Origin of the sequence: Paenibacillus sp. FSL K6-1096, from assembly GCF_037977055.1 — a bacterium.
In the GTDB taxonomy this organism is placed as follows: domain Bacteria; phylum Bacillota; class Bacilli; order Paenibacillales; family Paenibacillaceae; genus Paenibacillus_AQ.
In genome coordinates this window covers 2,093,845-2,119,533 of sequence record NZ_CP150274.1, presented here as the reverse complement: position 1 = coordinate 2,119,533, position 25,689 = coordinate 2,093,845, and the positions used below count along the sequence as shown (strand labels likewise).

General features: G+C 53.8%; 16 protein-coding genes, 6 tRNA genes and 3 rRNA genes. 22 read left to right on the top strand and 3 right to left on the bottom strand.

Annotated elements, in window-relative coordinates; genetic code table 11:
- Positions 1-74 precede the first annotated feature (74 nt).
- The 15 genes from MHI24_RS09270 (at position 75) to MHI24_RS09200 (ending at position 13,181) form a co-directional block, all read left to right on the top strand.
- Positions 75-512: an ACT domain-containing protein gene (locus tag MHI24_RS09270; RefSeq protein WP_238652073.1), complete on the top strand. Its 438-nt coding sequence runs from the start codon at positions 75-77 to the stop codon at positions 510-512.
- A 9-nt stretch (positions 513-521) separates the two neighbouring features.
- Positions 522-1,808, top strand: a complete 1,287-nt coding sequence (locus MHI24_RS09265; RefSeq protein WP_340025342.1) for a homoserine dehydrogenase — start codon at positions 522-524, stop codon at positions 1,806-1,808.
- A gap of 62 nt (positions 1,809-1,870) precedes the next feature.
- Positions 1,871-2,851 (top strand): homoserine kinase, encoded by a 981-nt coding sequence (thrB, locus tag MHI24_RS09260; protein WP_340025341.1) that lies wholly within the window; start codon positions 1,871-1,873, stop codon positions 2,849-2,851.
- Positions 2,848-3,735, top strand: coding sequence for a prephenate dehydratase (gene pheA / locus MHI24_RS09255; RefSeq protein ID WP_340025340.1), 888 nt, complete (start codon positions 2,848-2,850; stop codon positions 3,733-3,735). The genes thrB and pheA overlap by 4 nt, the downstream gene beginning before the upstream one ends.
- A 4-nt stretch (positions 3,736-3,739) precedes the next feature.
- Entirely contained in the window at positions 3,740-4,621 is an 882-nt protein-coding gene (ilvE, locus tag MHI24_RS09250) for a branched-chain-amino-acid transaminase (protein WP_340025339.1), read from the top strand.
- 215 nt (positions 4,622-4,836) lie between these two features.
- Positions 4,837-6,393: a LysM peptidoglycan-binding domain-containing protein gene (locus tag MHI24_RS09245; protein ID WP_340025338.1), complete on the top strand. Its 1,557-nt coding sequence runs from the start codon at positions 4,837-4,839 to the stop codon at positions 6,391-6,393.
- Between the two features lie 489 nt (positions 6,394-6,882).
- Positions 6,883-8,443, top strand: a 16S ribosomal RNA gene (locus MHI24_RS09240).
- Between the two features lie 235 nt (positions 8,444-8,678).
- Positions 8,679-11,603, top strand: a 23S ribosomal RNA gene (locus MHI24_RS09235).
- A 194-nt stretch (positions 11,604-11,797) separates the two neighbouring features.
- Positions 11,798-11,914: ribosomal RNA gene (gene rrf, locus MHI24_RS09230) — 5S ribosomal RNA — on the top strand.
- Together the 16S, 23S and 5S rRNA genes with 6 tRNA genes alongside form the textbook arrangement of a ribosomal RNA operon.
- A gap of 408 nt (positions 11,915-12,322) precedes the next feature.
- Positions 12,323-12,397: transfer RNA gene (locus MHI24_RS09225), tRNA-Glu, on the top strand.
- A 192-nt stretch (positions 12,398-12,589) separates the two neighbouring features.
- Positions 12,590-12,665 (top strand) — tRNA-Val (locus MHI24_RS09220).
- A 39-nt stretch (positions 12,666-12,704) separates the two neighbouring features.
- Positions 12,705-12,778 (top strand) — tRNA-Met (locus MHI24_RS09215).
- A gap of 7 nt (positions 12,779-12,785) precedes the next feature.
- A tRNA-Asp gene (locus MHI24_RS09210) sits at positions 12,786-12,863 on the top strand.
- A 163-nt stretch (positions 12,864-13,026) separates the two neighbouring features.
- A tRNA-Gly gene (locus MHI24_RS09205) sits at positions 13,027-13,101 on the top strand.
- 6 nt (positions 13,102-13,107) lie between these two features.
- A tRNA-Arg gene (locus MHI24_RS09200) sits at positions 13,108-13,181 on the top strand.
- Between the two features lie 557 nt (positions 13,182-13,738).
- On the opposite strand, the gene MHI24_RS09195 is transcribed toward MHI24_RS09200, so the two are convergent.
- Positions 13,739-14,503, bottom strand: coding sequence for a DeoR/GlpR family DNA-binding transcription regulator (locus MHI24_RS09195; protein ID WP_340025337.1), 765 nt, complete (start codon positions 14,501-14,503; stop codon positions 13,739-13,741).
- A 206-nt stretch (positions 14,504-14,709) separates the two neighbouring features.
- On the opposite strand from MHI24_RS09195, the gene MHI24_RS09190 reads away from it, so the two are divergent.
- The 5 genes from MHI24_RS09190 to MHI24_RS09170 all read left to right on the top strand — a co-directional run bounded on the left by MHI24_RS09190 (position 14,710) and on the right by MHI24_RS09170 (position 20,790).
- A complete protein-coding gene (locus MHI24_RS09190) occupies positions 14,710-16,476 on the top strand; it encodes an L-fucose isomerase (protein WP_340025335.1) in 1,767 nt (588 codons plus the stop codon).
- A 28-nt stretch (positions 16,477-16,504) separates the two neighbouring features.
- A complete protein-coding gene (locus MHI24_RS09185) occupies positions 16,505-17,947 on the top strand; it encodes a rhamnulokinase family protein (protein WP_340025334.1) in 1,443 nt (480 codons plus the stop codon).
- A 26-nt stretch (positions 17,948-17,973) separates the two neighbouring features.
- Positions 17,974-18,624, top strand: a complete 651-nt coding sequence (locus tag MHI24_RS09180; RefSeq protein ID WP_340025333.1) for a class II aldolase/adducin family protein — start codon at positions 17,974-17,976, stop codon at positions 18,622-18,624.
- A gap of 211 nt (positions 18,625-18,835) precedes the next feature.
- A complete protein-coding gene (locus MHI24_RS09175; protein ID WP_340025332.1) occupies positions 18,836-19,846 on the top strand; it encodes an AraC family transcriptional regulator ligand-binding domain-containing protein in 1,011 nt (336 codons plus the stop codon).
- Between the two features lie 149 nt (positions 19,847-19,995).
- Positions 19,996-20,790 carry an SDR family NAD(P)-dependent oxidoreductase gene (locus tag MHI24_RS09170; protein WP_340025331.1) on the top strand — a complete coding sequence of 265 codons (795 nt, stop codon included), beginning with the start codon at positions 19,996-19,998 and terminating at the stop codon, positions 20,788-20,790.
- A gap of 59 nt (positions 20,791-20,849) precedes the next feature.
- Here the strand turns inward: MHI24_RS09170 and MHI24_RS09165 are convergent, their stop codons facing one another.
- Positions 20,850-22,835, bottom strand: a complete 1,986-nt coding sequence (locus MHI24_RS09165; RefSeq protein WP_340025330.1) for an alpha-amylase family protein — start codon at positions 22,833-22,835, stop codon at positions 20,850-20,852.
- A 131-nt stretch (positions 22,836-22,966) separates the two neighbouring features.
- On the opposite strand from MHI24_RS09165, the gene MHI24_RS09160 reads away from it, so the two are divergent.
- On the top strand, positions 22,967-23,842 hold the full coding sequence (locus MHI24_RS09160; protein ID WP_340025329.1) for an AraC family transcriptional regulator: 876 nt from the start codon (positions 22,967-22,969) through the stop codon (positions 23,840-23,842).
- Between the two features lie 37 nt (positions 23,843-23,879).
- Here MHI24_RS09160 and MHI24_RS09155 read toward each other — a convergent pair whose 3' ends face one another.
- Positions 23,880-24,746 carry an AraC family transcriptional regulator gene (locus MHI24_RS09155; RefSeq protein ID WP_340025328.1) on the bottom strand — a complete coding sequence of 289 codons (867 nt, stop codon included), beginning with the start codon at positions 24,744-24,746 and terminating at the stop codon, positions 23,880-23,882.
- Positions 24,747-24,879: 133 nt separating this feature from the next.
- Here MHI24_RS09155 and MHI24_RS09150 point away from each other — a divergent pair, with 133 nt between their 5' ends.
- Complete coding sequence (locus MHI24_RS09150; RefSeq protein ID WP_340025327.1) at positions 24,880-25,680, top strand: SGNH/GDSL hydrolase family protein; 801 nt, start codon at positions 24,880-24,882, stop codon at positions 25,678-25,680.
- Positions 25,681-25,689: the final 9 nt, after the last annotated feature.

Below are 25,689 nucleotides of genomic sequence, written 5' to 3'. Positions count from 1 at the left end.
TATTGCCATAAAGGCCGGTCATCCCGTATAATGTCCACTATGTACACACAAAAGTCTTTGGGGTGAGGACGTTCGTGAAAGAACGCTATTATTTGGTCCGGGAGGACATATTGCCCGATGCTGTGCTGAAGACCATGCAGGTCAAGCAGCTGCTCGAAGCAGGGGATGCCAAGACGGTTCATGAGGGTGTGGAGCAGGTCGGGCTTAGCCGCAGTGCTTTTTATAAGTACAAAGACGGGATACACTTGATTCATCAGCTCGAACGCGAACGTATCGTTACGATCTCGATTGATCTGGAGCATGAGTCGGGGATGCTGTCCAAGGTACTCGGTTCCGTAGCGGTCCACGGGGCTAACGTGCTGACGATTCATCAGAGCATACCGCTGCAGGGGCGGGCCAACGTGGTCATTTCCATCGAGATTTCCCATCTGAATGAAGAGCTGGGGGATTTGCTGGATAGCCTCAAGGCAATTCCGGGTGTGAAGCGGGCGTTAATTATTGGTCAGGGGTGAGGGATACGAATGAAGCCGGTTAGAGTAGGATTGCTCGGTCTGGGTACGGTAGGAACGGGCGTTGTCCGTATTGTTGAAGGGAATCAGGAGGATCTGAGCAGCCAGGTCGGCTCGCCGATTGTGATTGAACGGATTGCCGTGAAGAATACCGAGAAGCCGCGGGAGGTCGAAGTGGACCCGTCGAGGGTTACCGATGATCCGTGGGTGGTGATCCGTGATCCGGAGATTGATGTCATTGTCGAGGTAATGGGCGGGATCGCCGGCACGAAGGAATACATCCTGGAGGCACTGGAGCGCGGCAAGCATATCGTCACCGCCAACAAGGACCTGATGGCCCTGCACGGCTCGGAGATTCTGGCCAAGGCACAGGAGAAGCAGTGTGATGTGTTCTATGAGGCCAGTGTAGCCGGAGGGATTCCGATCATCCGCACATTGATCGAAGGGTTCTCCTCAGACAGAATCACGAAGATTATGGGGATTGTCAACGGAACCACCAACTACATACTTAGCAAAATGAGCCAGGAAGGCGCTTCTTACGCCGATGTCCTCCGGGAAGCGCAGGAGCTGGGGTATGCCGAATCCGATCCGACCTCTGATGTGGAGGGGCTGGATGCCGCCCGCAAGATGGCCATTCTGGGTACACTTGGCTTCCGCACGAACGTGGAGCTGAGCGATGTCAGTGTGAGCGGGATTTCCGGAGTGAGCAAGGAGGATATCGCTTTTGCCAAACGGCTGGGGTATGAGATGAAGCTGCTCGGCATCGCTGACCGCCAGGATGAAGAATTCAGCATCAGCGTCCAGCCTACGATGATCCGTAAGAACCACCCGATTGCCTCCGTGAACGGCGTGTTCAACGCGGTATATGTCTACGGCGAAGCGGTAGGGGAGACGATGTTCTACGGTGCGGGAGCAGGCGCGATGCCTACGGCTACCTCGATTGTGGCCGATCTCGTAGCGGTTATCAAGAATCTGAAGCTGGGTGTGAACGGGCTCAAGCAGATTGTTCCGTATAAGCAGAAGAAGCTGAAGAGCGATGAGGATATTTTCTACAAAAACTTCCTGCTGCTTCATGTCGACGACAAGGCCGGGGTACTGGCGAAGATCACACAGGTGTTTGCCGAATACGAGGTTAGTCTGGATTCTGTCGTCCAGCAGGCTAATCCGAATAACCCCGATGCCGAGATCATCATCGTCACGCATAATGCCAGCAGAGCCAGCATGAATAAGGTTCTGCGGCATCTGGAGCAGCTGAATGTGATTCACCGCATCAAGAGCCATTACCGTGTTGAAGGGTAAGCGGAGAATGCCCCTTGAATGCAGCAGCTGCGCGCAAATATAATGAAGGAGATTTACCTGCTATGAGCAATTACGGAAGGTCTAGAGTGAAAGTCCCGGCCAGCACTGCCAATCTCGGTCCGGGCTTCGATACGCTGGGCATGGCTCTGACGCTGTATGCCTGGATCGAAATGGAGGAGGCGGAGAGTACCGTATTCCATCTGTACGGAGATGAGATGTCAGGCCTTCCCCGGGACAAAAGCAATCTGCTCTACAAGGTTGCCCAGATGGTATTTGCGGAAGCGGGGGTTCACATTCCTGAGCTGTCCATCTCCATGTATTCGGACATTCCGCTGACCCGCGGGCTTGGCAGCAGCGCTTCCGCCATTGTTGGCGCACTGGCTGCGGCTAATGCTATGATAGGTTCACCGCTTAGTCCGGCGAAGCTGTTCGATATGGCTACAGCGATCGAGAAGCATCCCGACAATGTCGGGGCCTCGCTGTTCGGCGGCATTATTACAGCCGTGTGGGATGGCGGACATGCCGATTATATCCGCATTGAGCCGCCGCAGGAGCTGGAATTCCTGGTGGTCATTCCTGAATTCGAGCTGGAGACCGTCAAGGCCAGAGAGGCGCTGCCTGCGGAGATTACCATGAGCGATGCGGTTCATAATATCAGCCGCACCTCGCTGCTTACAGCAGCCCTGGCCGCCGGCCGGTTGGACCTGCTGGGCACTGCCATGCAGGACCGGCTGCATCAGCCCTACCGCGCTCCCCTGGTGCCGGGAATGGAGAAGCTGCTGGCGGAAGCGCCCGGCCACGGTGCACTGGGCATTGCGCTCAGCGGTGCAGGACCGACACTGCTGTGCATGGTGGACCGCAAGGAGTCGCGGAAGCAGGAGCTGGAGCTGTTTCTGACCCGGACGATGCAGGAGCATGGCATCACTTCCCGGACCGTATGGCTGTCTCCGTGTACAGCAGGCGTTACTGCGGAGCTGCTGGAGCGGAGCGGGAGGTCAAACGGAACATTTTTGGACATGATAAAAGGAGAACTGCATTCATGAAATCGATAGCGTTATTGCCACAGGGCTCTGTCTCGCATGAAGCGCTGCTGCATTTATTCGGCGATACCCCTGTTCAGATTGAGCATCATAAGCTGATCTCCGATGTCTTCCTGTCCACGGCAAACGGGGTTACCGACTATAGTGTAATTCCGATTGAGAACACGATTGAAGGCTCGGTCAGCCTGCATATTGACTGGCTCATTAATGAAGTGGATCTGCCGATGCAGGCGGAGTGGATTTACCCCTCGATTCAGAATCTGATCGGCCATCCGCAGGAATTCACCGGTACAGGCGGGGAGAAGGATTACCAGAAGGTGGTTCGAATTCTCTCCCATCCGGTTGCTATGGCGCAGTGCACGCAGTTTATCCGTAAGGAGATACCGTGGGCTGAGCTGGAGTCTGTAGGAAGCACCTCCGAGGCTGTAGAGATTGTGAAGGCCAATCCCGGCAAAGGCTGGGCGGCTATCGGCACCTTGCTTGGGGCGGCCACTCATGGACTGGAGGTTGTGCAGCGGCAGATTACGGATCATAATAACAACTATACGCGGTTTGTACTCGTCGGTCAGGAGAAGCCGGAGCTTCCGAAGCAGAGCAGCGGCGATAAGACCAGTATCCTGGTCACGCTGCCTGAGGATTTTCCCGGTGCGTTGCATCAGGTGCTGGCTGCCTTTTCGTGGCGTAAGCTGAACCTGTCCCGCATCGAATCACGGCCGACGAAGAAGAAGCTGGGTACTTATTATTTCTATATTGATGTGCTGGAGCCGATAGAATCGGTTCTGCTGCCCGGGGCGATCGAAGAGATCAAAGCGTTGGGCTGTCAGGTACGGATTCTGGGGTCTTATCCCACATACACCTATGAGGAAGAGAAAGCGGAGGTGCAGTAAGTTCATGGCGGAGCAATGGATCTATCTGGATGGACAACATGTAACAAAGGACAAGGCAATGGTGTCCGTATTCGATCACGGCTTTTTATATGGAGACGGGATTTTTGAGGGTATCCGTATTTATAACGGCAATATCTTCAAGTGCAAAGAGCACCTGGACAGGCTGTACGATTCAGCGAAGTCGATTATGCTGGACATCCCGCTGACCTATGACGAGATGCTGGAGGCGATGGCTGAGACCATCCGCCTTAACGATATGCGCAACGGATACATCCGGCTGATTGTATCGCGCGGTCCCGGCAACCTGGGATTGGACCCGCGCCGCTGTCCGAAGGCAAGTGTAATTATCATTGTCGAGCAGCTGGCGATCTATCCTGAGCAGGCTTATCTGAACGGGCTGCGGGCCGTTTCGGTATCCCAGCGCCGCAATCTCCCGGATGCGCTGAATCCGAAGATCAAATCGCTGAACTATCTCAACAACATTCTGGTGAAGATCCAGTCGAATCTGGCGGAAGCCGATGAAGCGATTATGATGAATGCCCAGGGTTATGTAACGGAAGGGTCAGGCGACAACATTTTCATTATCAAAAGAGGGGTTGTCTACACGCCGCCATGCTACTTAGGCGCTCTGGAAGGAATTACGCGTCTGGCCATCATCGAGCTGTGTGCGAAGCTGGGGCTGCCGCTTAAGGAAGAGCCGTTCACCATGCATGACGTGTATATCGCCGATGAAGTCTTCTTCACCGGTACTGCAGCAGAGGTCATTGCCGCCCGTGAGATTGACGGACGTGTCATTGGCTCCGGCCACGCCGGGCCGATCACGCTGCAATTGCTGGAAGAATTCCGCAATGTGGTCGACAAAGACGGCTACAAGGTCTGGGAATAGAGCGGCGCCTGCTAAGATCGTAGAATAGAGCACAATCCTTTCATGCCAAGCATGGAAGGATTTTTTTTGCATATAGGGATGTCATTCGCCTATGGGCTGCATAAGATGTAGTAACGAAGGAGGCGGCTGTACCGCAATTACCGATGCTGGAGGGCTATCATCCCTGAACCGGGGTGCAACGCCGATGAATAGAATACCTAGGAGGTAAATGCTGCGTGAAAATACACATTGTCAAGCAAGGCGATACGCTGTTCGCATTATCCCAGAAGTATGGAGTACCGTTGTCCAAGATCATTGAGGCCAATCCGCAGATCGCGAATCCTGATGTGCTTGCTGTCGGAGACAAGGTCAAGATCCCGGCAGCACCCGTACCTGTACCGGATAATAATGATATCTATTACAAGCACACTGTCAAACAGGGGGATACCCTGTGGAAGCTGTCCAAGGCGTGGGGAATTACGCTGAAGGATATGATTGACGCCAACCCGCAGCTGAAGAATCCCAATGCGTTGATGACAGGTGAAGTGGTGAACATTCCGAAGAAGGTGAGTACTGCGCCTATTCAAGCTCAGTCCACACCACCTGCCAAAGACAACACAGCTTCCATTCTGCCTCAATCTACAGCTCCTGTGAAAGATAATAATGTTCCCGTCAAGCCTCAATCTACTGCTCCGGCAGTTGTAGACAAAACCGCAATTGGCGGAAAAACCTACACAGGTGTCATTGAGAAGCCGGCTCCGGTCTCTCCTGCTGCAGAAGCGGTGCCGGTCCCGATCTCTGCGCCTGCACCTAATCCGGCTCCCAACCCGCCACCGAAAGCACCGGAGGTCATGCCGGTTCAGGAAATCGTCCATGAGAAGCAGAGCTTATATGTACAGATCTCTGTCCCGCCGCAAGAGGCACCGGTCTATGAGAAAACCAAAGAAGCCCATAAAACTAACATTCAGCCCGCTGCCTGGAATGACGGCAAAGGCTCCTCATGCGGTAAGGGTGACGGGTACCCCGGTCTGAACGAGAATCCGTATTTCATGAATTACGCGCCGGTCTATCCGATGTATGAGCCTATGGCGGTAATGGATAATAATAATGCTCCCGGCTATGTTCAGCCTGCGGCATTCATGCCGGACTGCCCTCCTTATCCGGCTAATCAGTACCTCGGAGCATGGTATCCTAATGTTGCGCCGGACTATAACAATGTGAATATGTCCGCTGTCAGCCCTGCAAATGATAATATGTCCTTTGCTCCGCAGTATCAGGGCGAGCAGGTTAGCCTGCCTTGGCCTAATTGCGGCTGCGGTGGCATGGCGGTTCAACCTTATCCGTATGAACAGCCGATGTATAATCCATATCCCATGTATGCCATGCCCCAGACGGGAATGGTGTCGCCATACGCAGGCGGGATGAATTCCATGCCAAATATGGCATCACCTATGTATGAGCAGCCGATGGTCTCAAATATTCCGCCGTATCCGGCATATCCGGGAATGGAGAATTTTGCGCATAACCGTGTACCTGAGATTCAGGTTCCCGAGCTTGCGCCGGAGGAGACGGCTGCAGACAGTCCGGTACAAGCGAGTGCCGAAGCTGTTCCCGCGAAAGAGGCGAAAGCAAGCAAAGGGGGAGCTTCCAAATCAGGAGCGGCAAAAGCGAAGACCTCCGGCCACACAACGGCATCCAAGAACAAAACAGCTTCTAAACCGCGTACATCTCAGAGTACTGGTGAACGTACCAGCACTTCTAAAAAGAATAGTAGTCCTTGGGCGCCCAATTAAACATCCGGGATGGTTAGAGAGCGGCAGGTCCTGCATTATGAGGGGATCTGCTGCTCTTTTGTATGCTGTTTTGGAACGAGCAAGATAGGGGATACAGGCAGGAAGTCATGGGTAGTAATCCTATGGGGTCTATGGAATTACATCCAAAATGGTAAAAATTGAGTATTGTTTAGGGTTGTAACCCATGGTATATTATACATCCAGTCGCAGGATCTATATCCATTAAGCCGATTGGAACAAGTAGCTTTGAAGGATGCAATGAATTTCTTAAATAAAAATATTGCATTCGGATGAGAATCATGGTATATTATAAAAGTTGCTGGTGACGAGATAATGACCGCCGACAACGAGCTTGATCTTTGAAAACTGAACAACGAGTGAGTATCGGAAATCACCTCGGTGATTCCAAATTAGAGAATGTAAATTCTCGTCAGATGTTTCAAAATGAGCTATCGCTCTTTCTATAAGCGCTTACTTCGGTAGGCGTCCTAATTGGAGAGTTTGATCCTGGCTCAGGACGAACGCTGGCGGCGTGCCTAATACATGCAAGTCGAGCGGAGTCTTGTTGGAAGCTTGCTTCCAACTTGGCTTAGCGGCGGACGGGTGAGTAACACGTAGGCAACCTGCCCCTAAGACTGGGATAACTACCGGAAACGGTAGCTAATACCGGATAATCTCTTTCCTCTCCTGAGGGAAGAATGAAAGGCGGAGCAATCTGCCGCTTGGGGATGGGCCTGCGGCGCATTAGCTAGTTGGCGGGGTAACGGCCCACCAAGGCGACGATGCGTAGCCGACCTGAGAGGGTGAACGGCCACACTGGGACTGAGACACGGCCCAGACTCCTACGGGAGGCAGCAGTAGGGAATCTTCCGCAATGGGCGACAGCCTGACGGAGCAACGCCGCGTGAGTGATGAAGGTTTTCGGATCGTAAAGCTCTGTTGCCAGGGAAGAACGTCCGGTAGAGTAACTGCTGCCGGAGTGACGGTACCTGAGAAGAAAGCCCCGGCTAACTACGTGCCAGCAGCCGCGGTAATACGTAGGGGGCAAGCGTTGTCCGGAATTATTGGGCGTAAAGCGCGCGCAGGCGGCTATTTAAGTCTGGTGTTTAAACCTTGGGCTCAACCTGGGGTCGCACTGGAAACTGGGTGGCTTGAGTACAGAAGAGGAAAGTGGAATTCCACGTGTAGCGGTGAAATGCGTAGAGATGTGGAGGAACACCAGTGGCGAAGGCGACTTTCTGGGCTGTAACTGACGCTGAGGCGCGAAAGCGTGGGGAGCAAACAGGATTAGATACCCTGGTAGTCCACGCCGTAAACGATGAGTGCTAGGTGTTAGGGGTTTCGATACCCTTGGTGCCGAAGTTAACACAGTAAGCACTCCGCCTGGGGAGTACGGTCGCAAGACTGAAACTCAAAGGAATTGACGGGGACCCGCACAAGCAGTGGAGTATGTGGTTTAATTCGAAGCAACGCGAAGAACCTTACCAGGTCTTGACATCCAACTAACGAAGCAGAGATGCATCAGGTGCCCTTCGGGGAAAGTTGAGACAGGTGGTGCATGGTTGTCGTCAGCTCGTGTCGTGAGATGTTGGGTTAAGTCCCGCAACGAGCGCAACCCTTGACTTTAGTTGCCAGCAGGTTGTGCTGGGCACTCTAGAGTGACTGCCGGTGACAAACCGGAGGAAGGTGGGGATGACGTCAAATCATCATGCCCCTTATGACCTGGGCTACACACGTACTACAATGGCCGGTACAACGGGAAGCGAAGCCGCGAGGTGGAGCCAATCCCAGCAAAGCCGGTCTCAGTTCGGATTGCAGGCTGCAACTCGCCTGCATGAAGTCGGAATTGCTAGTAATCGCGGATCAGCATGCCGCGGTGAATACGTTCCCGGGTCTTGTACACACCGCCCGTCACACCACGAGAGTTTACAACACCCGAAGTCGGTGGGGTAACCCGCAAGGGAGCCAGCCGCCGAAGGTGGGGTAGATGATTGGGGTGAAGTCGTAACAAGGTAGCCGTATCGGAAGGTGCGGCTGGATCACCTCCTTTCTATGGAGAATCGTCTTCTGCGATGAAGACATTCAAATTTGAAATCTAGCCGGTCGGCTAGTTACTCACTCGTTGGTCAGTTTTGAGAGTTTAAGCTCTCAAAGGTAAGAACCTTGATCCTTGAAAACTGGATACCGAAACGAATTTGCGTTTTAGAACATTCCTTTAAGCTGAACTTGTGTAAGCAAGTTTAAATTTAGTAATGCTGAGCGATTTTCCTACCGGAAAACGCATTGGTTAAGCTATTAAGAGCACACGGAGGATGCCTAGGCGCCAGGAGCCGACGAAGGACGTGGCGAACAACGAAACTGCCTCGGGGAGCTGTAAGCAAGCTTTGATCCGGGGGTGTCCGAATGGGGAAACCCAGCTGTGGTAATGCACAGTTACTCGTATCTGAATACATAGGATACGTAGAGGCAGACCAGGGGAACTGAAACATCTAAGTACCCTGAGGAAGAGAAAACAATAGTGATTCCGTCAGTAGCGGCGAGCGAACGCGGAACAGCCTAAACCAAGGGGCTTGCCCCTTGGGGTTGTGGGACGTCTCACATGGAGTTACAAAAGGTTAAGGTAGGCGAAGAGGTCTGGAAAGGCCCGCGATAGAGGTAAAAGCCCTGTAGCCAAAAGTTTAACCCCTCCGAGACGGATCCCGAGTAGTGCGGGGCACGTGAAACCCCGTATGAATCCGGCAGGACCATCTGCTAAGGCTAAATACTACCTGGCGACCGATAGTGAATCAGTACCGTGAGGGAAAGGTGAAAAGCACCCCGGAAGGGGAGTGAAATAGAACCTGAAACCGTGTGCTTACAAAAAGTCAGAGTCCTCTATATGGATGATGGCGTGCCTTTTGTAGAATGAACCGGCGAGTTACGTTCAACATGCAAGGTTAAGGTGAGAAGCCGGAGCCGCAGCGAAAGCGAGTCTGAATAGGGCGACTGAGTATGTGGGCGTAGACCCGAAACCGTGTGATCTACCCCTGTCCAGGGTGAAGGTGCGGTAACACGCACTGGAGGCCCGAACCCACGTACGTTGAAAAGTGCGGGGATGAGGTGGGGGTAGCGGAGAAATTCCAATCGAACTCGGAGATAGCTGGTTCTCCCCGAAATAGCTTTAGGGCTAGCCTCGGTGAATGGAGTGGTGGAGGTAGAGCACTGATTGGGTGCGGGGCCCGCAAGGGTTACCAAGCTCAGTCAAACTCCGAATGCCACTTACTTCTTGCCGGGAGTCAGACAGTGAGTGCTAAGATCCATTGTCAAAAGGGAAACAGCCCAGACCATCAGCTAAGGTCCCCAAGTGTGTGTTAAGTGGGAAAGGATGTGGAGTTGCACAGACAACCAGGATGTTGGCTTAGAAGCAGCCACCATTGAAAGAGTGCGTAATAGCTCACTGGTCGAGTGACTCTGCGCCGAAAATGTAACGGGGCTAAACACACCACCGAAGCTATGGCTTGATGCTTGCATCAGGGGTAGGGGAGCGTTGTGTATACGTTGAAGGTGTACCGTAAGGAGCGCTGGAGAGTACACAAGTGAGAATGCCGGTATGAGTAACGAAAAGATCAGTGAGAATCTGATCCGCCGAAAGCCCAAGGTTTCCTGAGGAAGGCTCGTCCGCTCAGGGTAAGTCGGGACCTAAGGCGAGGCCGACAGGCGTAGTCGAAGGACAACAGTTTGAAATTACTGTACCACCGTAATCCGCTATGAGCGATGGGGTGACGCAGGAGGGTAGTGACGCGGACTGATGGATGTCCGTCTAAGCAGTGAGGCTGGTGTGCAGGCAAATCCGCACATCATAAGGCTGGGCTGTGATGGGGAGCGAAAATTACAGTAGCGAAGGTCATGATCTCACACTGCCAAGAAAAGCCTCTAGTCAGGAGAAGGTGCCCGTACCGCAAACCGACACAGGTAGGCGAGAAGAGAATTCTAAGGCGCGCGGAAGAACTCTCGTTAAGGAACTCGGCAAAATGACCCCGTAACTTCGGGAGAAGGGGTGCCTCGGTAGGGTGAATAGCCCGAGGGGGCCGCAGTGAAAAGGCCCAAGCGACTGTTTAGCAAAAACACAGGTCTGTGCGAAGCCGCAAGGCGAAGTATACGGGCTGACGCCTGCCCGGTGCTGGAAGGTTAAGGGGAGTGGTTAGGGGTAACCCGAAGCTATGAACCGAAGCCCCAGTAAACGGCGGCCGTAACTATAACGGTCCTAAGGTAGCGAAATTCCTTGTCAGGTAAATTCTGACCCGCACGAATGGCGTAACGACTTGGGCGCTGTCTCAACGAGAGATCCGGTGAAATTTTAATACCTGTGAAGATGCAGGTTACCCGCGACAAGACGGAAAGACCCCATGGAGCTTTACTGCAGCTTGATATTGAATTTGGGTACGATCTGTACAGGATAGGTGGGAGCCGTGGAAAGCGGAGCGCAAGCTTCGCTGGAGGCGCCGTTGGGATACCACCCTGATCGTATCTAGGTTCTAACCTGGTACCCTAAGCGGGTACGGGGACCGTGTCAGGCGGGCAGTTTGACTGGGGCGGTCGCCTCCTAAAGAGTAACGGAGGCGTTCAAAGGTTCCCTCAGAATGGTTGGAAATCATTCGAAGAGTGCAAAGGCAGAAGGGAGCTTGACTGCGAGACCTACAAGTCGAGCAGGGACGAAAGTCGGACTTAGTGATCCGGTGGTACCGCATGGAAGGGCCATCGCTCAACGGATAAAAGCTACCCTGGGGATAACAGGCTTATCTCCCCCAAGAGTCCACATCGACGGGGAGGTTTGGCACCTCGATGTCGGCTCATCGCATCCTGGGGCTGAAGTAGGTCCCAAGGGTTGGGCTGTTCGCCCATTAAAGCGGTACGCGAGCTGGGTTCAGAACGTCGTGAGACAGTTCGGTCCCTATCTGTCGTGGGCGCAGGAAATTTGAGAGGAGCTGTCCTTAGTACGAGAGGACCGGGATGGACGTACCGCTGGTGCACCAGTTGTTCCGCCAGGAGCATGGCTGGGTAGCTACGTACGGACGGGATAAGCGCTGAAAGCATCTAAGCGTGAAGCCCCCCTCAAGATGAGATTTCCCAGTATGTAAGACCCCTTGAAGACGACGAGGTAGATAGGTTGGAGGTGGAAGTGCAGCAATGCATGGAGCTGACCAATACTAATCGGTCGAGGGCTTATCCAATAAACTACCCCAAAAAGTGAAGAAGACGCTGACAAAGCGGATTCCGAGTACTTTCCGGGGGCCCCGTAACAAGGGCAAACGCAGATTTCTGTTTCGGATTCAGTTTTCAGGCGATTAAGCCTGGCAGGAAGTTAAACCGATGGTTTGATATTTTCTGTAGCGATTTCGAGAAGCGTAGGCTTCGAAAAATCATGTTTGGTGGCGATAGCGGAAGGGTTCCACGCGTACCCATCCCGAACACGACCGTTAAGCCTTCCAGCGCCGATGGTACTTGGACCGAAGGGTCCTGGGAGAGTAGGACGCCGCCAAGCACACAAGACCACTGTTGATTAGTCGACAGTGGTCTTTTTGTATGCATGGGCAGCATGGATAATGAGATGGGCGATGTCTGAACGGATCGGATAAACGGGGATGAAAGACACTGGGGAAGGGGAAGCAGTTGGATTTTGTGCACTTGCTGGGGAATAAATGGACGATCTTCGGACAGCAGTTGGATAAACAACACTTGATTTTTTCAATTTTAGCCAAAGTAGCGGTAACGTGCACAAATAGATGCTGTTAATCCAATTGCTTCTGCCGAATGCGCAGAAACCAGCGAATTAAGATACGTTTATCCAATTGCTTCGAATAAATCTTGTAATGATTTTTGATTTTCTCTTGTAATGTTTTTATATATTTGATATAATATATTTTGTTGTCGCGAGATTGATTTTAATTATGGCCCGTTGGTCAAGGGGTTAAGACACCTCCCTTTCACGGAGGTAACATGGGTTCGAATCCCATACGGGTCACCATTTTATGGGATGAGAATTCCCAAGGGTTCGTTGAAGCATAAGCTTCGGAAGGAATACTTCGCAATCTCGTAACGGAGTGGAGAGTATCCCATACGGGTCACCATTTATGGGATGAGAATTCCCAAGGGTTCACAAAGTTATAGTTGTATATTTCAACGATGTGTGATATGATAATTAAGTTGCTTCTTACATGGAGGCTTAGCTCAGCTGGGAGAGCATCTGCCTTACAAGCAGAGGGTCGGGGGTTCGAACCCCTCAGCCTCCACCATGCAGAGCCTGCAAGTGTATAAGAGAATATTTTTACTGACGCGGGGTGGAGCAGCCCGGTAGCTCGTCGGGCTCATAACCCGAAGGCCGCAGGTTCAAATCCTGCCCCCGCAATTACTTTGGAACCGTGGTGTAGTTGGCCTAACATGCCTGCCTGTCACGCAGGAGATCGCGGGTTCGAATCCCGTCGGTTCCGCCATTTTAATGGCACAAGGGATGAGAATTCCCTGGGTTCGTTGAAGCATAAGCTTCGTTAGCACTACATCGCAATCTCGTAACGAAGTGAAGAGTATCCCGTCGGTTCCGCCATCTTCTTGGCACGAGGATGAGAATCACCAGCAGTAATTGAATACATACCGTATGCGGACGTGGCTCAGCGGTAGAGCATCGCCTTGCCAAGGCGAGGGTCGCGGGTTCGATTCCCGTCGTCCGCTCCATAATCTGCGCCCTTAGCTCAGCTGGATAGAGCGTTTGACTACGAATCAAAAGGTCAGGAGTTCGAATCTCTTAGGGCGCGCTAATCAAACAGACTTAAAGTTACTTTATAAGTAATTTTAGTCTGTTTTTTTGTTGCTTAGGAAATGTAATCGAAAAACCGACTACAATGGGACGGGGGGCGTCACGTAAGACAAATGTAATCGGAAAACCGATCACAATTCGACCGGGTGCGCCACGTGGAGGAAATGTAATCGAAAAACCGATTACAATGGGGCCGAGAGCGGCGCATGGACCGAATATAATCGAAAAACTGACCACATTGGGTGCTGCTCCTTCGAGGGATGGGCCCCATGCTAGATAGCCTGTAACACTTTTAAAGAAATCCTGAAAAAAGTGCAACAATACTGCCTCCATAAAAATGGTCTCTGCTGAAATCCTGCACCAAATGCAACAAATCCGGCGCTAACTAGCTCTAAATACTGAGATTTGTGCAATTAATGCAATATTGTACCGGAATTCAATAACATTTATAGAGAAATCCTGCAAAATGTGCAACAATGCTCTCCATGCAAGCGACGAGAACGCGATGAGCACCAGCACCCTTCACCCGCAGGGGGATGTTGTTCTTCAGACGCACTATGTACCATACAAGACCGATACCTGATAGTTATTCAGGAATTCCATCCATTCCTCGGAAGGCTTACGGTCAGTCACAATGTAATCGACTTTATCGAAGCTGAACAGCTTGATGAAGGCGATCCGGTCAAATTTGGAATAGTCGACGAGCAGGACAACTTTGCTGGCCTGTTTTTGCATCAGAATCTTAAGCTCGCTTTCCTCCTCATTCGAATCACTGAGCCCTCCGGTCATGGAAATGCCTTTGCAGCTGAACAGAGCCACATCCACATTGTACTTCTGAATCGTCTGGGAAGCGGTAGGGCCGACGAAGGAGCTGGTCTCCGGACCCAGGGTGCCACCGGTGGAAATAAGCTTATGGCCGGAATGCTGGAACTCGGACAGTACGGCCAGAGAGTTGGTGATAATCGTCAGGTTATGCTTGGAATCCGTTATTTTGCGCAATGCCTCAAAAGCTGTTGTACTCGTATCTGTCATCAGGCTGTCCCCGTCATTAATCAGCTCCAGCACATTGCCGGCGATCACGCCTTTGGCCTCCAGGTTGACCTGGTGTCTGACCGCATACGAGGGGTCTTCATTGGTGTGCGTATTGAGAATGGCACCGCCGTAGTTTTTTTTGGCCAGCCCCTCTTTATCGAGCTTATCCAGATCCCGCCGGATGGTCTCCTCCGATACCTGAAACTTCTGGGCCAGATCGGCCACATGTACTTTTTTATACCTGTAGAGCTCATTAATAATCAGATCCCGCCGTTCGAATGCCTTCATGCCTTATCCACCCTTACCTAATCGTCTATGGAGTTATCCCTTGAATCCCACATCTTTTCTAAATAATATCACAATAATCCACAAAAACATATAATTTTGTGTGGATTATTGTTGACTTTGGGCAATATCGAATCTATTATTAACATGAATTCAGCTTATCCGGCACTTCTGCAGAGGTTAACCATTCATTACGAGGAGGAACAGCAGTGGCAGCAAATTATCCGAAGATTGGTATCCGTCCCACCATTGATGGAAGAAGACGCGGTGTCCGCGAATCACTTGAGGCCCAGACGATGGGGATGGCGCAGCGTGTAGCTAAATTTCTCGAAGAAACACTTTTTTATCCGGATGGTTCTCCGGTACAGTGTATTATCGCTGATTCTACAATCGGCGGGGTCAAGGAAGCGGCAGCAGCCGCGCAAAAGTTCAAAGGTGAAAATGTGGGTGTATCGATTACGGTGACGCCGTGCTGGTGTTACGGATCTGAGACGATGGATATGGATGCCACGATTCCTCATGCGGTGTGGGGCTTTAACGGGACGGAGCGTCCGGGTGCGGTCTATCTGGCAGCAGTGCTGTCTGCTTACGCGCAAAAAGGGATTCCGGCTTTCGGGATTTACGGCGAGGATGTCCAGGATTCAGGCAGTGAAGAGATCCCGGCGGATGTGCAGTCCAAGCTGCTGCAGTTTGCAAAGTCCGCGATGGCGGTTGCTGTGATGAAAGGTAAGTCCTATCTGTCGATGGGCTCTGTCTCAATGGGGATTGCCGGCTCAATTGTGAATGAACAGTTCTTCCAGGATTATCTCGGCATGCGCAATGAGTATATTGATATGTCTGAGTACGTGCGCCGGTTTGAGGAAGACATTTATGATCAAGAGGAATTTGTGAAGGCGCTCTCCTGGGTGAAGGAGAATTGCAGAATCGGAGCAGATAATAACCCGCAGCATCTACAGATTAGCGACAAGGAGAAGGAACTGCAATGGGAGACCTGTGTCAAAATGACGCTCATCGCGCGCGATCTCATGGTCGGCAATCCGAAGCTGGCGGAGCTGGGGTTTGAGGAGGAAGCGAACGGACACAATGCGCTTGTCGGCGGCTTCCAGGGCCAGCGGCAGTGGACGGATCATTTTCCGAACGGGGATTTCATGGAGACGATTCTGAACTCCTCCTTCGACTGGAACGGCAGACGCGCCCCGTATATCGTGGCAACAGAAAATGACAGCCTGAACGGAGTCACGATGCTGTTCAATTATCTGCTTACGAATACAGCGCAGATCTTCGCGGATGTACGGACGTACTGGAGCCCTGCTGCGGTGGAGCGTGTAACCGGCTACAAGCTGGAAGGGGAGGCAGCAAGCGGGCTGCTGCATCTGATTAACTCAGGCTCTGCAGCGCTGGACGGCACAGGAGAGCAGAAAATGGACGGCAAGCCGGCGATCAAGCCGTTCTGGGAGATAACGGACGAAGAAGTGAAGGCGTGTATGGCTCAGACCCAGTTCCGCCCTGCTTCGCAGGAATATTTTCGCGGGGGCGGCTTCTCGACGGATTATTTAACCAAAGGCGGAATGCCTGTAACGATGGCCCGGCTCAATCTGGTAAAAGGACTTGGCCCGGTGCTGCAGCTGGTGGAAGGATTCACGGTAGACCTGCCTGACGCTGTGCACAAGACGCTGGATGAGCGGACCGATCCGACCTGGCCGACCACCTGGTTTGCGCCTAAGCTGACGGGTGAGGGGGCTTTCCAAAGTGTGTATGATGTCATGAATAACTGGGGAGCCAACCACGGTGCCATCAGCTACGGGCATATCGGTGCCGATCTGATCACGCTGGCCTCAATGCTGCGGATTCCGGTCAGTATGCATAATGTGGAGGAAGCACGGATTTTCAGACCTCGGGTGTGGTCATTATTCGGCACAGCAGATCTGGAGAGCGCAGATTATAGAGCGTGCCAGACCTTCGGGCCGCTGTATTAAAACTCAAAGTTAGCAGGTGCGACAATCTATGGGGAGAGTCATAAAGCTATTGGCAATGGATCTGGGAGCCAGCTCCGGCAGAGTGATGCTGGGCAGCTACGATGGTGAACGCATCGCCGTTGAGGAAATTCACCGCTTCCCGAACCAGCCGGTACAATTGCAGGGACATTTGTATTGGGATGTGCTGCGGCTGTTTCATGAAATGAAGCAGGGGATACGTCAAGCGGCTAAGGTGCAGGGTACAATTGCGTCACTCAGTGTGGATACCTGGGGCGTGGATTACGGCTTCATCGACCGTGGCGGCCAGCTGCTGTATGCACCGCATCATTACCGGGACCAGCGAACGGAGGCCAGCGCAGCAGCCCTTGAAGCGCTGCTTCCCAAGGAAGAGCAGTTCCGGCTTACAGGCAACCAACCGGCCAGGATCAATACGGTGTATCAGCTGTATGCCGATCTTCAGGCCAGTCCATGGATCAGGGAGACGGCGGACAAAATGCTGATGATGCCTGACCTGTTCCATTACCTGTTCTCCGGGGCGGTTTACGCAGAGCAGACGATCTGGAGTACGGGCGGCCTGCTCACCGCGGATTCGGCACAGCCTGCTGTGGAGGTGCTGAACCGGCTGGGGCTTCCGGCTGAGCTGATTCCTGAGCTCGTCCCGGCAGGCACTGTGGTTGGCACGCTGCTGCCTGCTCTGCAGGAGGAACTGGGTACCGGTCCGCTTAAGGTCATTGCCGGCGCTTCGCATGACACGGCTTCAGCAGTGGCTTCGGTTCCTTATATCTCCGGGCAAGGGCAGGATGCCGCTTTTATCAGCTGCGGAACATGGTCACTGGTCGGGATGGAAAGTGAATGGCCGGTCATTACGGATCAGGCCCTTGAGCTCGGGTTCACTAACGAAGCCTGCTTCGGCGGCACGAACCGTCTGCTGAAGAATACCACCGGACTGTGGCTTCTGCAGGAAAGCCAAAGAGGCTGGGCGGAAGCGGGAGAACCGGTCTCCCATCAGGAGGCGGTGGAGCTTGCCCGGAGTATCATGAAGACCGGATATGCAGCGCCAACGATTGATCCTAACGATGAATTATTCAGTACACCCGGAGACATGCCGGGACGGATCGCGGTGTATTGTGCCCGGACTAGGCAGCCGGTGCCGCAGAGCAAGGCAGAGATGATTCTGACCATCCTCAGCAGCCTGGCCGCCTCTTACGCCAAGACGCTCAGAGAGCTGGAGCAGCTGACCGGCAGGACCATCCGCACGGTTCATATGGTGGGCGGAGGCATTCAGAATGAGCTTCTATGCCAGCTTACGGCAGATGCTGCAGGCAAGGAAGTGGCCGCCGGGCCAGTGGAGGCAAGTGCCATCGGCAATATTGCTGTCCAATTGGCGGCATTGGGTGAAGTGGAGGCTTCCGGAATCAGAGCGCTTGTCGCGCGTTCCTATGCTTTTACCCGTTATTATCCAGGCTCATAAAAATATATTTAGGATAGGAGATTTCCATGAATAACTATGAACAGGAGCTGCGTGAGCAGATCTGCGATATCGGCCGGAATCTGTTTAACAAGGACTTCATCGCCGCTAATGACGGTAATATCTCGGCGCGCCTGTCGGAGACGGAGATTCTGGCCTCACCGACCGGAGTCAGCAAAGGCTATCTGAAGCCGCATATGCTCGTAAAGGTGAACCTGCAGGGCGAAATCATTGAAGCCGCCGAAGGCTACCGGCCTTCGACCGAAGTTAAGATGCACCTTAGAATCTATAATGAGCTGCCCGAAATGAATGGTGTAGTACATGCGCATCCGCCGTATGCGACTGCTTTTGCCATCAAGGGGGAGCCGCTGAACAAAATGATGATGCCCGAATCGGTCATCGCCATGGGAGATATTCCGCTTGCAGCGTACGGCACCCCTTCTACCGAAGAGATTCCGGATTCGCTGATTCCTTTTCTGGGCCGAAAAACAGCCGTCCTGCTGGAAAGCCACGGTGCGCTGACCTGGGGCAAGGATGTGATGAGCGCCTATATGAACATGGAACGGCTTGAGTATACGGCTAAGCTGACTTTTATTACCCGGATGATTAACGGCGAGCGGGAGCTGCCCCAGAATCGGATTGATGAGCTTGTTGCGCTAAGATCCTTCTATGGAATGTAGTCCTGCGCCGGGAGACCGCTGAAGAAGTGGAGGCAGGGACGGTTATGGGAACCGGGTGTGGATAGGGTTGAAAAGGAGAGGTGCCGGCAGATAGGTATGGTTGCTGAGGCCCCTCTTTTTTCTGTGCAATCTGCCGTCTCTGGACTTATGAACAGGCGGAAGAGTATGCTTGGTGCAGAGAAGTTTGCACAGCCGTAAAGGAGATTTAACGATGAACCAACAACAGTCTACGAAACCGATCAAGTTCCCATCCGGATTCTGGACGGGATTAGAGCAATTAGGCATAGCCTCACAGGATGTAGCCCGGCAGGCTGGTCTGCCGTTGACCATTATTACAGAGGTAAAAGTTACCACTGCAGAATACTTCGCACTTTGGCAAGCTTACTCCGATCTCATAGGGGATGTTGCACATGCAATTATTGGGCTTGTTACTGCCTTTGAAACGTCGCAGTATCCGCCGGATGCCCTGGCCACTTACCATGCCCGCGATTACCGTGATGCCCTTAACCGGATGGCCAGATATAAACAAATGTGTCCCCCTGAGAGATTGCTTATCACGGAGATGGGGGAAGAATGCGCTATAGAGCTGGAGTGGCAGGAGACGGAGGAGCTGGGTCCCGCCGTACTTACCGGCATTACACTGGCCTATCTGCTGGAGCTGGGGCGGAGGGGGACGGGCCAGGCCTTGACTGCATTGGGGGCGGAGTTCTCACAGCCAATGGGGGATGTGGAGGCGCTGGAGAGGTATTTCGGCTGTCCGGTGCGGACCGGTGCCGCGAAGAACAGGCTCGTTCTGCGGCGCAGAGACCTGGATCTGCCTTTTATAACGTACAATTCAGAGCTGCTGGAAATGTTGACACCTGTATTAGACCGGACGGTTGATGAAGAGGCCAGCCGCCGCTCTTTTACCGGGACCGTGAAATGGATCATTAAACAAAGCCTGATGGGCGGGCGTTATGATATTCAGACTGTAGCCAGAGAGCTAAAACTGGGTGAGCGGACGTTGCAGCGGCGGCTGACGGAAGAAGGCACAAGCTTCAAGCAACTGCTGGCCCAGGCCAGACATGAGCAGGCAAAGGCTTATCTGGCTGACCCTCTGCTGGACATTCACGAAGTGGCTTGCCTGGTCGGGTATGAGGATCAGAATTCATTCTACCGGGCGTTCCGGAGCTGGGAGGGGGATACGCCTGCACATTGGCGTGCGGAGCACGCAGGCTTTTAGACGAATGAATCCCTATAATGTGGCGTGTTCTGCAAGAAGATTGGCATGGTAAGCTAGTTACCCCGGTGGTCTGGAGAGGTATTATAGTTCCTGCAGGAACGCAAGCATACTCTTGTGGTTCTATAATACTTCAATAGGAGACATGCATAATGGATATGGGATTGCAGGGCAAAACCGCGCTGGTGACAGGCTCAACCAAAGGGATAGGCAAGGCTATTGCGGCCGAGCTGGCCAAAGAAGGCGTGAATGTACTGATTAACGGAAGAAATCATGATGAGGTGGAGCAGACTGTTAGTGAAATCCGCAGCCAGTTCCCCGCCGTATCCCTTCAGAATGCCGCTGCCGATCTAACGGATGTGAAGCAGAGAGAGGCTTTATTCGGGCAATATCCTCAGGTGGATATCCTAATCAACAACATGGGAATCTATGAAATCATGAGCTATGATGACGCAAGCGATGACATCTGGGAGAGGTACTTCCGCACCAATGTGCTGGCCGCCAACGGATTATGCAGATTCTATCTGCCCAAAATGCTGGAGCACAACGATGGCCGGATTGTTTTTATTGCCAGTGAGGAGGCGGTCATGCCTTCCGGTCAAATGCCGCAATATGCGATAACCAAATCGGCGCTGCTCTCTCTTGCGAGAAGTCTGTCGGGCTTAACCGCAGGGACTGAAGTAACCGTCAATACAATCATGCCAGGGCCGACACTATCTGAAAATGTGCAGCAGATCATCGAGGGAATCTACGCTGCTGATCATCTGACGTTTGCTGAAAAGGAACAGAAATTTATGGCCGCTAATCTGCCCCAGTCTGAGCTTCAGCGGTTTATCAGACCGTCCGAAATCGGCCGGCTGGCAGCATTTATCTGCAGCCCCTATGCCTCAGCCTTCAGAGGCTCTCCCATCCGCATGGACGGGGGAATGGTGCCGACGATTTATTGATACCAGAAAAAATAATGCAGCCGCCCCGAAGCAGCAAACACTCCGGGGCGGCTGCTTTGTTACACCAGCTCAATCACCGCCATCTGGTGGTTCTCCAGATAAGGAACAGTATAAGTAACATCGCCCTCCGCTCCCGCTGTAAAGGGCAGCTCTGTCATCGCCGGAGCGAGATAGACCCGCCGGATGGCTGCATCGGAGGGCAGCCGCAGGCTGACGGAAATGTCATGCAGCGGCACGATGTCCTCAATGACTTCAATTCGGCCCTTCAGCGCGGGGGCGGCATAGAGCAGATGGTGTACATAGCGCCGTTCCTTCTGCTGGTATTGCAGGGTTGTAATTCCCCGCGCCGGCAGATTGGTACGCAGCGCCGGCTGCGGCAGCAGCCTGGACAGCGCATGGAGTACCATCTCCTTCAGGATGAGATGGCCGCCGTCGGCATACTCACTGAACACATTCCAGGCAATATAGATACCGTTCTCGCTCTCGATCATGCCCGGGCCATTGTCTTCCCTGGACCCTGGCGTATGCTGGTGTGAACAGAACGTGAAGACATCACGGTTGAAATACGGGTTCTCCAGGTGGCCGAGGGACTGCCCGCCGTCAAGCTCTACCAGCTGGCCCTCGCCGTACATGACAAAGGAAGCGGGCAGCAGAGCGCCGGGCGTGAACTGCGGATGGAAATAAGACGGCTTGTACGGATTCGCTCCCTGCCAGCGGAGGCCGAGATTCAGGGCAAAGGCATCTCCTGCCGGATTCAGGCCGGAACGCCCGGTAGCCAGCACTTTCCCGCCCCCGGCAGTAAACACTGCAATGGCTTCAGCCAGCTCAGGCCATACCGGAACCTCATCCGGCAGAATCAGCACCTTGTACGCGCTGAAATCCGTCAGCGTATCAACAATGTCGTACAGATAGTGTCCTTCCGTCAGGATGCGTACAGTACCGGGGTCGGTCAGATTGCGCTCACCCTTCAGCGCCTGGCCGCCGGGGCAGGCCTCCCGCGCCGCTTCCAGAGACAGGACGGCAATATCCGCTACAGACTGCACGCCTTCACACCACGGCTCCTTCGCCTCCACCTCGGCGTATGCCGCGCCGATCAGCGCATAGGTTGCTTCATCCATCAGGCCGGAGGGATGGAGCTGGTCGCCGATCGAGCATTTGGCGCCGTGGGCCAGGCTGAGTGCAGCTTCGTAGCGGAGTGCATTCGGGTGCTTGTAGCCGCCGAATTCACCCCAGGAGGTATGGAATTTGCCGGTCATGCCGAGAAATTCCATGCCCAGCGTCTGGGCGTACCGGGCGGACAACGGAAAGTGATCGTACCCCCAGCCTCCGGTCGGCAGAGATTCCAGCTCAAGATGGGTGTTCACATGCACCAGATCACGCCGCCCCCGCTGCTGATGGCCGTTATTGTGATAGACCGGAAGGCCGGGCTTGACGCTGTCGATCGTTTCCCTTACGCGGCGCGCATAGTTCAGATAAGTCTCTTCCCCCAGGCGGGTGACGGCGGCTTCATCGCGCGGGTCCTGGCCGTCTGCCCGCAGCTTGGCTACACAGTACTGGCAACGGCATTTGCGGACACCGACGATATCGAGGAAGATGCCGTCCGTAGCATACCGGGAGACCACTTCGTGAATTTGCGCCAGGAGGATGTCCAGATAAGGCGTGCCCATGCAGAACTCATGATAACCCGGGGTCATAAAGTCCTTCACCCAGCGGGTGCGGTCCTCCGCATCGCGGATCAGCCACTCGGGGTGGCGGCGGGCCAGCTTCTCATCAAGACCGGCGGACAGATATACCGGTGTCTTGACACCGATGTCATGGGCAGCCTCAATCATGGCCTCCAGCAGGTCAAAGGACAGGTGCGGATGAATCTCGTTGGCCTCACTGGGATGATAAGCCCAGCCATGATGGCATTTGGAGAACACGGTGATTGAATCTACATGACCGGTGCGCAGCATGGACTGAAACTGGGCACGGGAGAATTCTGTACCTATGCCGGGAATGGCTTCAGAGGTATGGAAGTCGAGATGAACCTGACGAAAACGCATGGATATACAGCCCCTTATGTCGTGGAATAAAAAGCTTATTCCTTGACAATGTAACCCTTTCCAGCCGGGGAGGCCAGTGATAATATAGACTTGAAATAGCACAAAACCGACTTGAACAGGGAGGGAATGAGATGCTGTGTCTGGAATTCACCATTCCGCCGCTGCCGCAGTTCGTCACTGTGGGCTTTGCCGTCTGGTCTCCGGGAGACCGGCATTTCGCCCGTACGTTTGGTGTATACGATCTGCTGGTCGTGAAGCGGGGAACGCTCTATATGGCTGAACAAGACAGGGAATATGCTGTCGGTCCGGGAAAGATGCTGGTGCTGGAAGCGGGATTGCCGCATGAGGGGTACCGCAGCTGTGAGGAGGATACGGAGATTTACTGGGTGCATTTCATTCATGATGGCAAGCCGGCGTATATCCGGCAGGAGGAGATCCCCTGGTCGTCGCTGCTGTCCAGAGGGACGGTAGAGGATGAAGAGCCTTCGGCCCAGCAGCGGCTGTACCTGCCGAAATTCGCCTCCGTGGATCTGGAGGTGCTGGAGCCGATTCTCCAGGAAATGAACGAAATCCACAGCCGGCTGAACGCCGGGAATGCTCTCCGGCTTCATGTTCAGCTGGCGGCCTTCATGGCAGCACTCCAAGAGGAATGCGCCAGGACTGCGCTGCCCGAACCCGCCGCCCGGCTGGCCCGGGCGGCGGCGGCCTATCTCGATCAGCACTGGAGAGAGCCGTTTCAACTGGCGGGGCTGCAGGAGGAGCTGCATTTCCAGGCGGATTATATTACGCGGTGCATGAAGCAGCACATCGGCACCACGCCGCTGCAATATGTGCTGCACCTGCGTCTGGAAGAAGCCAAGAAGCTGCTGGGCGGTACGGTGCTGGGCATCCCTGAGATTGCCGAACGGACAGGAATCCGCGATCCCAATTATATGACCCGTCTGTTCAAGGCAAGATTCGGCCTGACCCCCGGAGCGTACCGGAGGCGGCTGCGCCATAGGGAATAGGCAGCCACCTCAGCAGGGCTTCCGCAACCTCCGCAGCTTAAGCATGCAGAATCCGCTCGCGGTATGCGCTCGGCGTGCAGTTGAATACCTTGCGGAACTGGCGGGAGTAATAGTTCTGGTCGTGAAACCCGCTGTCCAGGGCCACCTGGGAAATGGAGAGCTCCGGGCTCCGCAGCAGCGTGCAGGAATAGTCCAGCCGCTTACGGATGACGTAATCCATCGGCGTAGTCTGGTAGTTGCGGGTGAAGACCCTCAGGAACTGGCGGGTCGACATATAGGCCATGTCCGCTATCGATTGCAGGGTGATCGGCTGCAGGAAATGCTCCTCGATATAGGTGACCGTCTCGCCAATCCGCAGCGCCTTATTGTCTTCAAGCCCGCTGCTGTTCTGATAATACCGTGAGAGCAGGCCGACCAGGGCGGTAAAATAAGTGCGGATCATCAGCCGGTATCCCTCGGGCTGCCGGTCATGCTCTCCGAGGATGACATCCAGCAGCCGCGTAGCCTCCCGGAGCTGCGCGGCATCCAAGGTGAGCATGCCCTTGAAGTACATCTCCTTCCGGTAAAAGGGCTCAATGTAAAACAAGGCCTGAAAGCCGGGCAGCAGCCTGAGCTCAGACTGCTGCAGCAGCTGTTCGGGCTGGAACATCACGTTCACATATTCGATGCCGTCCACATTCTTGTATCCGTGGGCAACATCCTGATGGATCAGAAACACCTGTCCGGCGGAAACCGGATATTCCCTCCCCTCAATGATATGCACGGCGTTACCCGACAGGATAACAACCAGCTCCGAGAAGTCATGGCTGTGGGCATAGTAATCATGGGTCAGCGGGCATTTCTGGATTCTGAAGGTAAATCCGGGCTCCAGTCCGATGTCCCGCGCGAATAGTTTCGTTGTCATGGCAATATTATGCTAAAAGTGGTCGGGATCGTCAAGGCGGGTTCCTCCGGGCTGCGTTACCCTTAGAGTGCAGAGGCCCTGCCCGGCTTAAGCCAGGCAGGGCTATACTGCACGATAGTCAGGAGGGAACAGCATGCTGCAAATATTAAGGGATATGACGATGATCGGGAAAATACAAGCTTCTGCGGATGTCCGCATTTTGTTTCTCGGAGACAGCATTACGGCTGATGGCCTGTACATCCGGCTGGCGGAGGAATGGCTGAACAAGCACCGTCCGGATACGGAACTAAAGCTGCTCGCACGCGGTGTGCCCAGTGAGACCGCCTCCGGGCTCAGCGAAGCGGAGCACCCTTTTCCCCGGCCTTGTATTCACGACAGGCTGGCCAAAGAACTGGCGGAAGCCGCTCCAGATATAGTTATAGCCTGCTACGGTATGAATGACGGAATCTACCATCCCCTCAGTGAGGGAAGATTTGCGGCCTATCAGAACGGAATGCGGCGGCTCTCTGCACAGATCTCTGAAGCCGGGGCCAAAGTGATTCTGATGACACCACCGCCCTTCGATGCCGTATCGATGAAGGGGCCGCTGCAGCCGGGGACGGCTGCTGATTTCAGCTATCTGAAGCCTTACGAAGAATACGACAAGGTGCTGGAGCGTTATGCAGCCTGGCTGCTGTCGGGAGGCTGTCCTGCGGATGGCGTAATAGATATGCGTACGCCGCTGGTTACACACATCCGTCAAGCGCGGTCGGCTGACAGCTCGTACAGCTATGGGGATGGCATTCATCCGGACGCATCCGGTCACCGGGTGATGGCACAGGTGCTGCTGCAGGAGCTGTTCCAGGCAGGGCCGGAGGTGCCGGCAGATGCAGAGGACCCGGGAGATCCCCGTGCCAAAGAGCGGATTGACAAGCAAAATCGCCCGGGATTATGATAAGTTCAC

Bases quoted from the DNA above. Each gene is read 5' to 3' on its own strand.
- MHI24_RS09265 (WP_340025342.1), top strand. From the start codon at position 522: ATGAAGCCGGTTAGAGTAGGATTGCTCGGTCTGGGTACGGTAGGAACG.
- thrB (WP_340025341.1), top strand. From the start codon at position 1,871: ATGAGCAATTACGGAAGGTCTAGAGTGAAAGTCCCGGCCAGCACTGCC.
- pheA (WP_340025340.1), top strand. From the start codon at position 2,848: ATGAAATCGATAGCGTTATTGCCACAGGGCTCTGTCTCGCATGAAGCG.
- ilvE (WP_340025339.1), top strand. From the start codon at position 3,740: ATGGCGGAGCAATGGATCTATCTGGATGGACAACATGTAACAAAGGAC.
- MHI24_RS09195 (WP_340025337.1), bottom strand. From the start codon at position 14,503: ATGAAGGCATTCGAACGGCGGGATCTGATTATTAATGAGCTCTACAGG.
- MHI24_RS09185 (WP_340025334.1), top strand. From the start codon at position 16,505: ATGGGGAGAGTCATAAAGCTATTGGCAATGGATCTGGGAGCCAGCTCC.
- MHI24_RS09180 (WP_340025333.1), top strand. From the start codon at position 17,974: ATGAATAACTATGAACAGGAGCTGCGTGAGCAGATCTGCGATATCGGC.
- MHI24_RS09175 (WP_340025332.1), top strand. From the start codon at position 18,836: ATGAACCAACAACAGTCTACGAAACCGATCAAGTTCCCATCCGGATTC.
- MHI24_RS09170 (WP_340025331.1), top strand. From the start codon at position 19,996: ATGGATATGGGATTGCAGGGCAAAACCGCGCTGGTGACAGGCTCAACC.
- MHI24_RS09165 (WP_340025330.1), bottom strand. From the start codon at position 22,835: ATGCGTTTTCGTCAGGTTCATCTCGACTTCCATACCTCTGAAGCCATT.
- MHI24_RS09160 (WP_340025329.1), top strand. From the start codon at position 22,967: ATGCTGTGTCTGGAATTCACCATTCCGCCGCTGCCGCAGTTCGTCACT.
- MHI24_RS09155 (WP_340025328.1), bottom strand. From the start codon at position 24,746: ATGACAACGAAACTATTCGCGCGGGACATCGGACTGGAGCCCGGATTT.
- MHI24_RS09150 (WP_340025327.1), top strand. From the start codon at position 24,880: ATGCTGCAAATATTAAGGGATATGACGATGATCGGGAAAATACAAGCT.